This window comes from Paraflavitalea pollutisoli, from assembly GCF_029360705.1.
In the GTDB taxonomy this organism is placed as follows: domain Bacteria; phylum Bacteroidota; class Bacteroidia; order Chitinophagales; family Chitinophagaceae; genus Paraflavitalea; species Paraflavitalea pollutisoli.
The window spans coordinates 41,660-55,664 of sequence record NZ_JARKMX010000004.1 but is presented as its reverse complement, the minus strand read 5'-3'; the positions used below and the strand labels follow the sequence as shown (position 1 = coordinate 55,664).

General features: G+C 51.8%; 14 protein-coding genes. 10 read left to right on the top strand and 4 right to left on the bottom strand.

Going from position 1 to position 14,005, the window contains the following annotated elements:
• Positions 1–22 precede the first annotated feature (22 nt).
• Positions 23–571: a hypothetical protein gene (locus P2W70_RS10130; protein WP_276481332.1), complete on the top strand. Its 549-nt coding sequence runs from the start codon at positions 23–25 to the stop codon at positions 569–571.
• A complete protein-coding gene (locus tag P2W70_RS10125; protein WP_276481331.1) occupies positions 556–1,419 on the top strand; it encodes a hypothetical protein in 864 nt (287 codons plus the stop codon). Before P2W70_RS10130 ends, P2W70_RS10125 begins: the two co-directional genes overlap by 16 nt.
• A 118-nt stretch (positions 1,420–1,537) precedes the next feature.
• On the opposite strand, the gene P2W70_RS10120 is transcribed toward P2W70_RS10125, so the two are convergent.
• Both P2W70_RS10120 and P2W70_RS10115 read right to left on the bottom strand, forming a co-directional pair.
• Positions 1,538–2,587: a glycosyltransferase gene (locus P2W70_RS10120; protein WP_276481330.1), complete on the bottom strand. Its 1,050-nt coding sequence runs from the start codon at positions 2,585–2,587 to the stop codon at positions 1,538–1,540.
• Between the two features lie 16 nt (positions 2,588–2,603).
• On the bottom strand, positions 2,604–4,049 hold the full coding sequence (locus tag P2W70_RS10115) for an oligosaccharide flippase family protein (RefSeq protein ID WP_276481329.1): 1,446 nt from the start codon (positions 4,047–4,049) through the stop codon (positions 2,604–2,606).
• A gap of 79 nt (positions 4,050–4,128) precedes the next feature.
• On the opposite strand from P2W70_RS10115, the gene P2W70_RS10110 reads away from it, so the two are divergent.
• Positions 4,129–5,253 (top strand): glycosyltransferase family 4 protein, encoded by a 1,125-nt coding sequence (locus P2W70_RS10110; protein ID WP_276481328.1) that lies wholly within the window; start codon positions 4,129–4,131, stop codon positions 5,251–5,253.
• Here the strand turns inward: P2W70_RS10110 and P2W70_RS10105 are convergent.
• Positions 5,231–6,142 carry a glycosyltransferase family 9 protein gene (locus tag P2W70_RS10105; RefSeq protein ID WP_276481327.1) on the bottom strand — a complete coding sequence of 304 codons (912 nt, stop codon included), beginning with the start codon at positions 6,140–6,142 and terminating at the stop codon, positions 5,231–5,233. The two genes, P2W70_RS10110 and P2W70_RS10105, sit on opposite strands and share 23 nt — an antisense overlap.
• A gap of 121 nt (positions 6,143–6,263) precedes the next feature.
• Between P2W70_RS10105 and P2W70_RS10100 the strand changes: the two genes are divergently transcribed.
• Both P2W70_RS10100 and P2W70_RS10095 read left to right on the top strand, forming a co-directional pair.
• Positions 6,264–6,869 carry a hypothetical protein gene (locus tag P2W70_RS10100; protein WP_276481326.1) on the top strand — a complete coding sequence of 202 codons (606 nt, stop codon included), beginning with the start codon at positions 6,264–6,266 and terminating at the stop codon, positions 6,867–6,869.
• Positions 6,870–6,999: 130 nt separating this feature from the next.
• A complete protein-coding gene (locus P2W70_RS10095; RefSeq protein WP_276481325.1) occupies positions 7,000–8,301 on the top strand; it encodes a radical SAM family protein in 1,302 nt (433 codons plus the stop codon).
• Between the two features lie 75 nt (positions 8,302–8,376).
• Here the strand turns inward: P2W70_RS10095 and P2W70_RS10090 are convergent, their stop codons facing one another.
• Positions 8,377–10,224: a M43 family zinc metalloprotease gene (locus P2W70_RS10090; RefSeq protein ID WP_276481324.1), complete on the bottom strand. Its 1,848-nt coding sequence runs from the start codon at positions 10,222–10,224 to the stop codon at positions 8,377–8,379.
• A gap of 356 nt (positions 10,225–10,580) precedes the next feature.
• On the opposite strand from P2W70_RS10090, the gene P2W70_RS10085 reads away from it, so the two are divergent.
• The 5 genes from P2W70_RS10085 to P2W70_RS10065 all read left to right on the top strand — a co-directional run bounded on the left by P2W70_RS10085 (position 10,581) and on the right by P2W70_RS10065 (position 13,942).
• Positions 10,581–11,480, top strand: a complete 900-nt coding sequence (locus tag P2W70_RS10085; protein WP_276481323.1) for a DMT family transporter — start codon at positions 10,581–10,583, stop codon at positions 11,478–11,480.
• Positions 11,481–11,520: 40 nt separating this feature from the next.
• Positions 11,521–12,285 carry a sulfite exporter TauE/SafE family protein gene (locus P2W70_RS10080; RefSeq protein ID WP_276481322.1) on the top strand — a complete coding sequence of 255 codons (765 nt, stop codon included), beginning with the start codon at positions 11,521–11,523 and terminating at the stop codon, positions 12,283–12,285.
• Positions 12,286–12,316: 31 nt separating this feature from the next.
• Positions 12,317–12,706, top strand: coding sequence for a hypothetical protein (locus P2W70_RS10075; protein ID WP_276481321.1), 390 nt, complete (start codon positions 12,317–12,319; stop codon positions 12,704–12,706).
• Between the two features lie 122 nt (positions 12,707–12,828).
• The gene (locus tag P2W70_RS10070) at positions 12,829–13,707 is read left to right on the top strand and encodes a hypothetical protein (protein WP_276481320.1); all 879 of its coding nucleotides are present in this window, start codon (positions 12,829–12,831) and stop codon (positions 13,705–13,707) included.
• A 49-nt stretch (positions 13,708–13,756) separates the two neighbouring features.
• Positions 13,757–13,942 carry a hypothetical protein gene (locus tag P2W70_RS10065; RefSeq protein ID WP_276481319.1) on the top strand — a complete coding sequence of 62 codons (186 nt, stop codon included), beginning with the start codon at positions 13,757–13,759 and terminating at the stop codon, positions 13,940–13,942.
• Positions 13,943–14,005 lie beyond the last annotated feature (63 nt).

Genomic DNA, 14,005 nt, shown 5'->3' with positions numbered 1-14,005 from the left:
CCGGCAGGGAGCAATCAGCAGCATGAAAAAGACTTTCCTCTACCGGGTTTGGCAACACGACAGGCGACTATGCTACTTACTGATCCTTTTTGGTATCGCGACCCTATTCTTCAATGTACTGGGTACGCAGGTCACCCCTTTCTTCGTATGGGGTATGTATTCTGAAAAAGAACAACCGGTGGCCCAATATGAGTTGTTGCGCACGACGGTCAACGACAGTATGGTGATCGATGCCAGTGCCGGCTATGCACCAGGCACCCGTTTTTTTCTCGGCACCCCCCTTAGTTATTACCTGCGCATGAAGCAGAACGGAGGTATTGATCCCACTATTAGTTTTCTCCGGTCGAAGGCACGAGCTGCCTACCAGTACCTGCAACCCTGGGAGGCCCGGCTCTTTAATGGGCAGGTACAACTGCAGCAATTCCCCGACTGGTACGTTCATTACCTGCAGGAAATCACCGGGCAATCTATCTATAACGTGCAGGTTGATGTATTGCAAGTGCATTACGATAACAGTCAGCGCATCATCCTAGATTCTTCTTACCAACTTTTACAATGGCCCGGACACTGACCAGCAACACCGAGTATAACCGGGCAGAGCGAGACCTGCTATGCCGCCTCGTATTCCTGTTCGTTTTCGGGTCACTGCTGTATGATTATTACGCGCATACCATGCTGCACCAATTGCAGCGACCTGTTTTGAGGTACCCTTATGTAGATCTCACTTACTGGCTGATGCACCTATTGCAGCTGCCAGAGCTGATCACCGGCCATATCGTAGTAGCTGGCATCGTCGATAGCGTGCTTATCATAACTGCCCTGCTGGGCGTCATTGCACCGGCGTGGCGATGGAATATGATACTATTCTTATTACTGTATCTCCTCTACTTCATCGCATTCAATTCATTCGGTACGCATCATACTTCGCATAAGGTGGGCATACTGGTGATCGCCATTCCATTTGTGGTGAAGGATATCCGTTCATTCAACTATCTATGGCAGGCATTGCGGTATTTCGGGTTGTTTGTGTTCAGTAGCGCTTTCCTGTGGAAGTTGCTGCGGTTTGGCTGGCTGCAGCCCGACCAGGGGCTGCTGATCATGCGGAAAAACCTGGCGGCTTTCCTGTATTACCAGAAGCACAGTGTGGCTGCGGGATTATATCGTTTTGTATTGTCACATCCGTTCATCGCCAATGGCCTGTATATAGCGGGCATGTTGTTGGAAGGGATTTTCCTGGTGGGTTTCTTTACGAAGCGATACGATCGCGTATTGTTTTTCGCATCGTTTGTATTGGTGCTGGGTTTCTCCTTTACTGCCGATGCCAACTTTACCGAATTACTCATGCTCTCGCTCACACTCGTCAACTTTCATCCGCTTTTTCGCTACCTGGGGGTCAAGCGCTCTGCCGGGGCAAGTTAACTTTCATCCACTTTATCAACGCTTGTAGGTCAATTGCACTGTAAGGAAGCTTCACTTTCATTCGCTTATTCACCACTTTCGTATGAACCAGCATTGGGGGCTACCTGCATGCCCTCAGTCAGGTAGTTTCCGCCGCGATCATCGCCTCGATCCGGTCCAGGGCATCTCCCAGGCGCTTCCCCTGGCTGATCTGTTGGGCAAGGGTTCGCGTGTTGGCCACCAGCTGCTGGTAAGTACTATCGTCGATACCCGCTATCAGGGCGGTTATCTCCTGCAAACTATCGACGGCATAGCCAATCCCGTATTGCGCCACCAGCGCCGCCGATGCTGCTTTGCGGGCAGTGATAATGGGAAGTCCGGCAAGTAAGTACAGCGACAATTTATGGTGACTGATATATGCCATGTAATCGCCCAGCGGGCCACCAGCCTGCTCGATACTGTCTCCATCCCATACCAACCCGTAGCTGCCTGCAAGCTGTGCAGGTAACCGGTAAGGTTCATACACGCCTTCATAACGTGTATTGGCAGGCCAGCGATCTGCCGTTGCCTCGTAAGGACCATATAGCAGGAAACGAAGTGGCGAAGCCTGCAACTGCTCCAACTGCCAGAGGAACCGGCTCTTCGCGAGGTTGCCCGCGAAAACGATATCGGCAGACGGGCGCCGTTCCTGTACAACAGGTGTTGTCAGGAAATCGAAGAATCCGATCTGTGTCACGCGGCAACCGGGCACCACCTGCCGGATCCATTGTTCCATGGCCTCATTGTGTACGATAAAATATTGGAAAGAACGATAGGTAGTCTTTTCGCGCTCCAGCAGTTGGGCATCGGCTGTTTTGAGTCCATCGATGTCGGCAATAAAACAAATAACGTTTACCTGTTTGCGCCGGGCCAGTAACCGCACCAACGACTGGTGCAGGCGTGGGTATACCGGAAACTGTATCACAAACAAAGCGCCTGCGGGCAACGAGAACACTGTTTTGAAGAGGAACCAGGTTCTTCTGAGTTTGGCCAGTATACTGAAACCATCGAGGCAAGGAAATAAAACGGGTTGAAAACCTTTGCGCATCAATATCTTTTCCGCATCGATATTGCCGACACCACCATGCACCACGCCTTGCCGGTGCAGGTGCTCCTGGAGAAAATACTTATGAGGTCGGTTTGTCGTCATAGTTTCTTTTAATCGATCAGGCCTTGAAATAGGCCCAGCCGCCCTGGTATACGGCGCGCACAAAGGTATTACGCAGCACAAACAACTGCAGCCCAAAATAAGCCGGGATACAGAGAACGACCGATACCATCAATACCATGGCAGGCGCCTCGAACTGTAGCCGTACCCCATATACGATGGGTACAAATACCAGCGAACCAATCAGGGCATTGCCGGCAGTCTTCCAGTCAAAGAGGCGTAGAGCGCCTATACGTTGGCGGATATAATAATAGTTCATTGCCAGCACCACGCCTTCCGATAACAGCAGGGCGATACAAGCACCCTGGTCGGCGAAGTAATAAGACAACACCAGCGTGAAGCCGACAAACAATATACTGCCGGCCACCAGGCTTCGAAGAAATAGTTTCTCCTGGTCATGGGCCACCAGTACCTGCTTGCTCAACAATACCCCCCATCCTTTCAACAGCGGAAAGAGGGCAATGATGCGCAGGTTGGCTGCCACCGCCCCAAACCGGGACCCCAGGAATACCTGCACGAAAGGATCGGCCAGCAGGTAGAGGCCAGCACCGGCCGGTATGGCGAGCAGCGTGAGTAACTGCACCGATTTCAGGATCACCGCCTGCATCCCGGACTGGTCCTGCTGCTCTATCAACGCCACCGTACGTGGATACAGTACCAGGAAGGCATCCGTGAATAGGGCGGAAACGATACGGGCGATCTTCACGGAAAAGGCATAGATTCCGACGGCTGCTGTGCTGCCTACCAACCCAAGCAATACATTGTCGAGCAGCAAGGGAATACCCGCAAACAAGCTGATGAGAAAGGTAACCAGTGTATGGGGAATATGCTGTTGCCAGTTGACCTGCCGGAACCTGATGGGCACCTCGCGAAAAAGCGTCCACCTATTCCACACGAGGTTGGCGATGGCAGAACAAACGATGATGCCATAATACAGGTAGTATTGTTCTGGACGCCTCACCAGCAGGAAGATCGACAGCAGGCCCAGGCCACGTGTGAGGAGCGAGCGGATGGTGATATAGCGGAACCGTTCCTGTCCCCAGAAATACCATTCGCAGGCAAAACCATTGACGAGTAGAAAAGAAAGTGAAAACAACAGCAAGCGCATATCCTGGATCTTGTACCAACAGGCCATCACCGCTATACTATACAACAGCAGGGCACAGCAAGAAGTGACCAGGTGCAATACCAGCAGTTCCGAAACCGTTTTATGTAATAGTTGCTGGTCGCTTCTGGCCCTCGATATGGCACGTACGCCGTACACGACGATCCCAAACTCAGCAATGGCGATGAAGTAGTAGGTAAATGAATCGATAAAACTGACCCGGCCAATGCCTTCCGGATCGAGTACACGGGCTATATAGGGAATAGAAACAAGTGGTATCAGTACCTGGCTGATCGATAGCAGAAAATTATAAACAAGATTTTTCTTTAAGTTTGCCACCAGGGTGCCGTTTTATGAGCCGATGCATAAGTTACAAACATAATACTTATACCGGAACTCTTACTCTTAACACACTTTAATGAAAATAGGTATTTTCGAAACAGAGCATTTTGAAGGCGCCTACCCGGTCATCCGATTGTTCGATCTTCCTTCCAATGAGCTGTACATTTTTACCGATACCAAGACCTACAAACGATTTGGCGATCTTTTTGGTACTTCCATGAGCCGATATCAGTGGCGGATCCTGAAAAGGGCCAGGTCACGGTTGCTCACCTTCTGGCGCTTTTACCGCGCTGTCAAAAAGGTGGGGCCCGATCTGCTGTACATCAATACCATCAGTTCGAACCACCTGTTGTTTGCGGGGGTGATCCGCCTGCTGAAAGGAACCCGGGTGGTATTGACCGTACACGATATCAACTGCCTGTTTCAGTCGACACCTTCCCGCAACCTGCGCGAACTGGTGCATCACCTGGGCAAGCGCCTCCTGATCCGTTATGTGGACGAATTCAATGTGGTATCGGAAACGATGGTCCCCTACCTGAAACAGCAAACGCCAAAACCCATACACAATGTACCCGGCGCCGTGTTTGACAACCGGCAGCATCCGGGCATCAGCGCTTCCTGTTTTCACCTGGTGATTCCCGGCACCATCGACCGCAAACGACGCGATTATGCGCAGGTATGGGCCTTGTTGCAGGAGGCCGAAACCCGCCAGTTTCCATTGTACCTTACCCTGCTGGGGGGCGGCAACGACGAATATGCGCAACATATTTTACGGGAGGCCCGGGACTTTCCCACTTATTATACGCATTTGCGTGTGTATAACACGCCGATCGTCGACCAGGCCGAATTTGACCAGCGGCTCGATGAAGCGCATTTTATCTTTATCCCTTCTGTCGTCCATACCGCTATCTGCTACAGCATTCCTGAGGTATATGGTATCACCAAATCGTCGGGGAATATCTTCGATGTGATCAAACATGCCAAACCCTTCATCGTACCCAGCACCTTGCAGGTACCGGTACAATTGGCCACCAGTGCCATCACCTATCAACACGTGAGTGAGATCGTATCGTTGCTGGAAAAGTTGCAGGAGGAACGCGTGTTGTATGAAGCCATGCTGCAGCAGGCGCTGCTCAATTCACGGGCGTATACCCCCGAGCAGGTAAGAGCCCGCAATCCTACACTTTTTGCCACTTCCTGACGGTTGCATAGTGCGCCTGTATACGATCGTATACCTGATCGGGGTCGATCGAGGCGACCACTTCCGGCAAATAGTCTCGTCCGTAATAGGCCCGGCCCAAGAGCGGGCTCACCACTTTTTGCAGCAATCCATAATCATAGATCTCCGCAGGACTGGTGCAGTTGAAAATAGCCAGCGACGGTATGCCGTAGGCCAGGGCCACGTGCATAGCAAGGGTATCGCCAGACACCAGGTATTCGCAGCGGGCAATATCGTCCAGGTAATCGCGCAGGCTGTTGCGTTGTTCCAACTGCAGGCATTCGAAACCATCTGCCCGTAGCCGGTCGGTCAGTGCAGCGTAACCTGCCCAGGCTTTATTGGGCCAGCGATGGCCACTGCGTGACTCGATACCGATCAGTGCGGTCTGCTGGCGGATGGTAGGGTTGCGGTACATACAGTAAGGCTCGCCATTGAATGCGCGTTCCAGCATCTGGAACAACCAGTACTGGAAGGAGTGGGTATTGGCCACTTTCAGTTCGTTGGCTTTGTGGCGACCGAGCCGGGATACCAGGCTCATATCGTACCAGCCCTTTACTTCATCGGTATAGGCAATACCTTGCGCAGTGGCGTACACACCGATCAGTCGCTGCGTGGCGATGGCCGAGGCCAGCTGCGTACAGGCTGAATCTTCTTCGAGGGAAATGGTGAGGTCGAAAGTTTCATCCCGCAGCAACTCCGGAGCTTCGTCGATCGTGCAAATACGTTGTAAGGCGGGATGGCCGATGGGCAGTATCTCCTGGTAGCGTGGATCGATGACCCAGGTGACGGCCCCCTGCAGTACGTGCAACAGGGTGGTCGTACGAACGACATCGCCAGCGGCGCCGGTTTTTATCAGGAGGATGTTGGCCATATTACGGGGTAATATACTATGTTGATCGATGTAAAACAGTAAAAATATTAAATGGTACCCATTTTTTGTAAACGGTTATGGAAATATCCCGGTTCTGCATCTAGTATCAAACTACTGTGGTATGAACTCTCTAAACTTCCCCGTCATTCATCCCTCTTTCCAGAAGTTGAAGCGAGCTGGCCGGTTATTGCATTTAACGGCCGGAATGCTCATTCTTGTACATGCCATCTCCCATTTTCAACAACCCGAATCGAGCCCGTTGTACCTGGGCTGCCTGCTGCTGATGGCGCTCGACATCTTCATCCTCGTGCTGGCCGGTAAAAATATACTGATGGACATGCCCCGGGTGAACCTGTTCTTCCGCCTGGCGGAGATCCTTTTCTTTCTCGGCATCGGCATCACCCTGCTGCTTGAAGGACATTGGCTGATCGGCACTACTCACCTATTGCTTTGTACGGTCTATAGCTATCTCTTCTATTGCGAGAAAAAGCTGGGGTCGGCCGAATACCTCGCCATCCACCATACAGGCATCAGTATACCCTCCCTGCCCGAAAGTAAGTTCTTTCTGTGGTCGCATATCAATGCGGTAGACGCCCGCTACGACTGCATCTCCATCAATACCGCCAACAGCGGTTCGTACGAGTTTGACCTGCGTGAAAATCTTGCATTCGAAGAACTCGATCAAATTCACGAATTTTGCAGACATTATTTAGGAGCGGGCCGCTGAAAGGATTGATTCACAGGCTTTACCGTATTCCGTCGCACCGATACCAGCTACCGGTTGGTTATCAGTCGATAAGGCAACGGCATAAAGTGGGGAGTCCGGTGGCGGCCGGCCGTGAACTGAAATCTGTAAAATGTCTGTATTAAAGCAATCGCCGTATTTACTGTACTCCGACGGAAAGGGGACCATTTTTGAAGACACCTCGCTGTATGCCGCTGGCCGTGCCGGCTGGGATGCTTTTGAGGTACCTGTAGAGGACTGGATCGAGCTGCCCGATGGCGGCTCCATGTATGAACTGCCTGGTCGCCGGGGTATCGGTATCGATGTTGAGACGGGTGAAATGCGCCTTTGTGAATTGGGTTGGGCAGTAGCCGCCTTTATTCCGCCTGCGCATACCGGCCTCTACATAGCCGCTTACGAAACGGGGCATGACGCCCCTACCCTGCCCCTGTTCTGCTATACGGCAGCGGGCTGGTACAACGATAAATTCTACGTACCGGCGGTGCGTATCGAGCAGGACATTCGTCAGGAGTGTGCCGGCTTCGATCAAAACAAGGTCAACACCGGTGTAGAACATATGCTGGAAGCCTACCCGCACAACCGCCTGGTGCAGCACCTGGCCAATAACTGCGCGCTGACCTACCATTGCCCGGCAGCCCGCAACTATTTCATGGGACGTTGGGAATGTCCGATCCCCAGTTCACCCGCCTGTAATGCCAATTGCATTGGCTGTATCTCGTTCCAGCCATCGGATGAAGAGATCGTGTCTACCCAGGACCGCCTGACCTTCAAACCCAGTGCAGAAGAGATCGTGGAGTTTACCGTACCGCACCTGGAGTCGGCCCCCTTCCCCATCGTGAGCTTTGGACAGGGTTGTGAAGGAGAGCCGCTGCTGATGTGGGAAACTATCCGCACGTCGATCATCGAGATGCGCAAGCATACAAAAAAAGGCAGTATCAATATCAACACCAATGGTTCGAAACCGGCGGCGGTAGATGCCCTTTGTAAAGTAGGGCTAGACTCCATCCGCGTGAGTACCAATTCGGCCCAGAAACATATTTACGAAGCCTATTACCGCCCCAACAACTACCAGTTTGAAGACATCGTGGAAAGTCTGAAGGTGGTACGTGGCCACGGCGGCTGGGCGAGCATCAACTATTTCGTATTCCCGGGTGCTACCGATACGGAAGCGGAATATGAAGCACTGCGCAAACTGATCATCGATACCGACCTCACGATGATCCAATGGCGTAATTTCAACATCGATCCCGACTGGTACCTGGGTAAGATCAATCTGTACGAACAGGGTGATCTGCTGGGCATCAAGCAGGTGCAGGAATTGATCCATGAAGAGTTTCCGAACGTGAAGTACGGCTACTTCAACCCGCCGATGGAGCGCATCAAGGGTAACTACGAAGTCGATTTTGCGCACTAGTTGTACAACAGTCTACTACTATAAAAAAAGCATCGCCGGATCGGGCGATGCTTTTTTGTTACATCAAAGAGCTCATCATTTAATGATGATCCTGGTTGATTTCCTGTACTTGCCTTTGGTGACGACGAGTACATACTGACCACTTTTCAAACCGCGGATATTCAGCGATCGTTTGCCCTGCCCATTATCGAAGGTCCATTGGCGTATGGCACGTGTCTGGTTGAAATCATATAACACATACTTCACAGGGGCCGACCGTGACAACGCTTTGGCATCGGCCGTGATATCTTCCAGGGTAACATTGATATCACCCACCGCCGGATTGGGCGAAGCCTGCACCCTGAATCCACAATCGGGACATCCACCGCCGCCGGGTTCCGAACAATTGACGAATTCTACTTCGAAACCTGTCCAGTCGCTGGTACCGCAGGCATGGTGCAACCTGGCTTCGAGCACATACCAACCGACAGCATAGCTGGAACCAACCGGTATCGGGGTATAGACGGGCCGCCAGGTGGGATCGGTGTAAACGACCGAGAGACTGGGATAGCTGAGCAATCGCCATTCGACGCTTGCACTTTGTGCCGTAAAGGAAAACGAAGGGTAAAATTCATTGCCGGTATGGCTGGTGCAGAAATACGGGCTACCATTTGCGCCATTCGTGAACGACATGAAATCTATGGGAGGAATCCCCACCAGCAAGGTGATCTCGTCTATGTAACCACAGCCTTCCACCCGTACCACCGCTTCGCCATCATATAATTTTGTCAACGTAACGGTATTGGTGTTTTGGCCGGCGGTAATCTGCAATGGGCCGGAAACCACCGTCCAGGTCACTGGTACATTCATATTATTAGAGGCAGTAAGGTTGATCGAACTACAAACTATAACGCTGGTGGGTTGAACGATCTGAAGGGCATTGGTGATGAACGACGCTCTCGGCCCTCCGGTAGCGAACATGGCCCGCATCCTGGACTTCTGGCCATTGGTAAACAGGTTCATGCAGGCATCATCGGTATAATCCATATAGTTCATAAACATATCCCCGCCATTGCTGCACGAAGAAGCCGACGATGGGCAACCACCATTCGCATCGGCCTGGTTGGGCGTGTCGCTGCAGTCATCGGAATCGGAACAGGAAGCATCACTGGGATTGTTGGAGCCCCAGATATGGTATAGACTCAACCAATGGCCTACTTCATGGGTAGCGGTACGCCCGAGGTGAAATGGAGCAGTCGCACTGCCCGTAGTTCCGAAATAAGTGGCGCCGATTACCACGCCATCCAGTTGGGGGCTTGTACTTTGATCAAATGGCCAGGAAGACACGCCCAGAAAGGCTGTAATATTCCCTACCCAAATGTTCAGGTATTTATCAGAGGGCCATCCATCGTGTCCCCCGGCAGCGGTAGATTTGATGTTGTTGTAATTACTGATGCCAAAAGAAGTGGAAGATGAAGTACGGGTGATGCCGTTGGTGGCGGCACCGGTGGGATCCACACAAGCCAGCCTGAACTCGATATTGGGATCGGCAGCAACCCCCAGAAATCCGGCGGGCGTATTTGTCCGGTTCGCGTTGAGCCGCCTGAAATCTTCGTTCAGCACTGTGATCTGTGATTGGATCTGCGCATCGCTGATGTTGGTACCGGTGCCGATAGCCGTTCCGGTATGTACCACATGCACGACTACGGGAATGATAATGGTGCTACTGGCGGTAAGCAGGCGCGCACCTACACCACCTGCCTGTTCGCTTTTGCTAAAGTCCTGGATACGTTTTTCCAGTTGTTGATAACGCAGGTACCGGCCTTTGTCGGTTAGTTTGGCATGATCGGGTTCAAACTGCACACCACAGGTTCTTTGTGCAAAGGAAGGTAGTGCAAGGCAAAGCATAGCCAACAGGGATAAACCCAGAATTGTCTTTCTCATAGATAAACTTGGTTTGGTTAACTAAATGATGGGAATGTCGGGTACATATCAAATAAGCATCGATGATGAACAGGAGAAACTATTTGTGTGTAGACGTCGGTTTGAACAGGTGATTACCGACAAGAAGGGATGCAATAACATGGATGGGTAGAAGCATCTCATAGGCGTTCAGGTTAGTCTGGTACTGACAAATAAGGTTATACGTAAATATGCGTAAAACTTACCGCACCAACAAAATTTTGCGCAGGCATTTACTACTTATTAATGCCCCTCTAATCTACCGGCACCCGGAGTGGGCCGAAAAGTTTACTTTTGCCCCTTATACCGGAATGCCTTAACCCTTTTCGCAGACACACATGACTACGGGCAAAAAAGAACTGTTTATCGGGATCGGACTCGCCGTACTCGCCACGATTGTATGGTCGGGCAATTTCGTGGTGGCGCGGGGCGTCATTCACCAGATACCGCCGGTGAGTCTGGCCTTTTACCGGTGGGCGACCGCTTCCCTTATCTTGCTGCCATTTGCCTGGAAAAAGTTTCAGGTGGAAAGGCCGCTCCTGCTGCAACATAAATCTTACCTGTTCTGGACAGCTTTGAGCGGCATCACCCTCTTCAATACCTTCGTATACGTCGCCGGACATCACTCTCCTGCGATCAACCTGGCCCTGATCGGCACTACGACCTCTCCTATTTTCTCGCTGGTGCTGGCCGCTATCTTTTTAAAAGAAGCCATCAAGCCATTGCGCATCATCGGCGTCGTGCTTTGTATTGCCGGCATTCTTTATTTGCTGTCGCAGGGTAGCTGGGAGCGCTTGAAAGCCTTTCATTTTTCGGCGGGCGACGGATGGATCTTAGTGGCAGCATTGACCTTTGCCATCTACAATATTTTTGTGAGGCGCAAGCCGGCGGGTATTCACCCTATCAATTTCCTGTTCACCATATTTGCGTTGGGCACTTTGTTGTTGTTGCCGGCTTATGTGATCGAGCTGAGCCATACCCCTCCCGTACAATGGACCACCAACCTCGTGTTGATCATCCTCTACCTGGGCGCCGGTGCATCAGTACTGGCTTTTCTGTGCTGGAATATAGCCATCGGTCGACTGGGTGCTGCCCGAACTGCTTTGTTTGGCAACCTCATCCCGATCTTCAGCATCCTGGAAGCGGTATGGTTTCTGGGCGAAACCTTTACGATGATCCATGCGTTGAGCGGACTGCTCGTCGTTGCCGGCGTGCTCATCGCGAATCTAAAAAAATAAAACCGGGTAGTTGCCACCGCGGCAAAGCCCGATCACCATTATGACGACTGAACTGATATTGCTCTGTATCGCTGCGTTCCTTGCCGGTTTCGTAGATGCCATCGTGGGCGGGGGCGGACTGATCCAAACTCCGGTAGGGCTGGTATTGCTGCCCGAATACCCGGTAGCGACTGTGCTGGGTACGTTGAAAATACCTGCCTTTAGTGGTACCAGTTTTGCGGCCATTCAATATGCGCGTACCGTGAAGCTGGATTACAAACGCCTGGGGTTGATGGCCGCTATTGCCTTCTGCGCGGCCTGTACTGGTTCCAAATTGCTTACGCTGGTCAGCAGCAGTTTCATGAAGCCAATGCTGCTGGTGATCCTGGTGGCTGTTGCCATCTATACCTATTCAAAAAAGAACTTTGGCGCCCATACGGAAAAAGACCATAGCGATACCCGCCAATGGTGGTATGCCGCGGGCATCAGTCTGGTGATCGGCTTTTATGATGGCTTTATCGGCCCCGGCGCCGGCAGTTTCCTGATCCTGGCTTTCGTGACCTTGCTGGGCTTTGATTTTCTCAAGGCCAGTGCCCATGCGAAGTTTGTGAACCTGGCTACCAACCTGGGCTCTATCCTGTTCTTTGCGGTGAGTGGTAAGATCATTTATGCGATCGCATTGCCGATGGCCCTGTGCAATGCTTTGGGTGGCTTTACGGGGGCCAGGCTGGCCATCCTCAAAGGCAACAGCTTTATTCGCCTATTGTTTCTGGTAGTGGTGTGTGGCACCATTCTGCGGTTTGCGTACGATATATTTTTGAAGTAATTGGCGTATCTTTCTGGTAAACCTTACGACCATGCCCAAGCATCCCCTTCATGTATCGCACCTGGTACCTTTTCTGCCCTACCTCTATTTCGCGTGCCTGCCGGTAGCTTCTTTTTTGTCGGCACTGAACAAAGATGTCAGCGGCAGTACCTTTTTGTTGTTGCTGCCAACCATTCCCTTTTTGCTGCAATTGTTCTTTTCATTCAAAGGGGTTGACCTGGTGCTAGCCATCGTCACCTTTGTCATTTCGCTGTACCTCACCCTCGCTTATGTGTGGGACCTTACCAAGATCACCAGCGTTACGCCACGCGCTATCAGCTTCATCACCGGCGGTGCCATCGTGGTGTTGCTGAATTTCGTGATGTCTATCCGGCTGTTCAGAAACTTCAATCTGAAGGTGCAACAGGCGCCAACTCTATAAACGCATCCTTCGAGCACCTGGCTTTTTAACAGTTTGCATACAGTTGCCCGGGCAATTAGCACGGCGTTTGTGACGTTTTTATAGCAAACAGTGGTAAATTCGTGTATTCGAATCCCTTGAATATGGATAATAATTTCGAGTCGAAGAAGAATATGCAGGCAGGTGGTTATACTGCTGCGGTGGTAGGACTGCTGCTGGTGATCTTCTTTTTTGTACGGTGGTCGCTGCCGCCGCTTCCCGAGCCATTGGACAATGAAGGCATTGAAGTGAACCTGGGTAGCAGTGATATGGGTATGGGTGATGACCAGCCATTTGAACCAGGCTCTCCCGCTCCGGCCGAGCAACAAGCTTATACGCCTCCTGCTCCTACTCCGGTGCACGAAGAACCCGCCAAGGAAGAGGAAGACGATAAAGAGCCGGATGCTCCTGCGATAAAAAAACCAACCGTCACCAAACCGGAAGCTACCAAACGTCCTGAGAAGGATGTAGTGAAGGCTACACCGGTCAAGAAACCTGTTGCAGAAAACCCTCCGGCCCCGGCGCCTCCCAAACCCAAAGCGGTGTTTAAAGGCGTGAATGGTACCGGCACAGGCGGTAATGAGGCCGATACTTACAAGAAAGGTGGCAACCAAGGTATTGCCGGTGGTACCGGTGACCAGGGTCGTCCCGGCGGCAACCCCAACTCCAACAACTATAGCGGTGGTGGCAATGGCAGCGGCGGTATTTCTGTACGTTCTGGTCTGGGCAACCGCAAGATCTCCAGTTTACCGCGTTTCACGGATGATTTTGATGAGGCTGGTACAGTGGTCGTCGCGGTGAAGTTTGGCCAGGATGGACGTGCCCAGGAAGCTAATTTCATAGCGAAAGGGTCTACCACGGGTAGCGCCGCATTGAAAGCAATCGCGCTGCGCAAAGCACGCGAGATTAAGATCTCCGCCGACAACAATGCTGCCGAAGAGCAGATCGTCGTATTCAACATGGTGTTCAAACTGACCAATTAATACTGCAACCTTACCCTCAAGGATCTATTGCGCAAATTCAAGTGGCCGAGTGGTGTTCCTGGTATCCCTGGTCATCAAACTACTGGGTGCCTGGATGAAGATCACCCAGCAGGCCAATGCCGATCTGCTGTTGACGATCGGATTCTTTGGGCAGATCCTGGCCCCGCTGATCGCCTTTATAGTGGTGGCGCGTTTGTTGTTTACCCGCAAGGCCAACGATCCGTCTAACACTTAATTACTAATCCTTCGATATAGGCAACGCCACGGTTTTGGAACCGTGGCGTTGCTTTTATAGCTT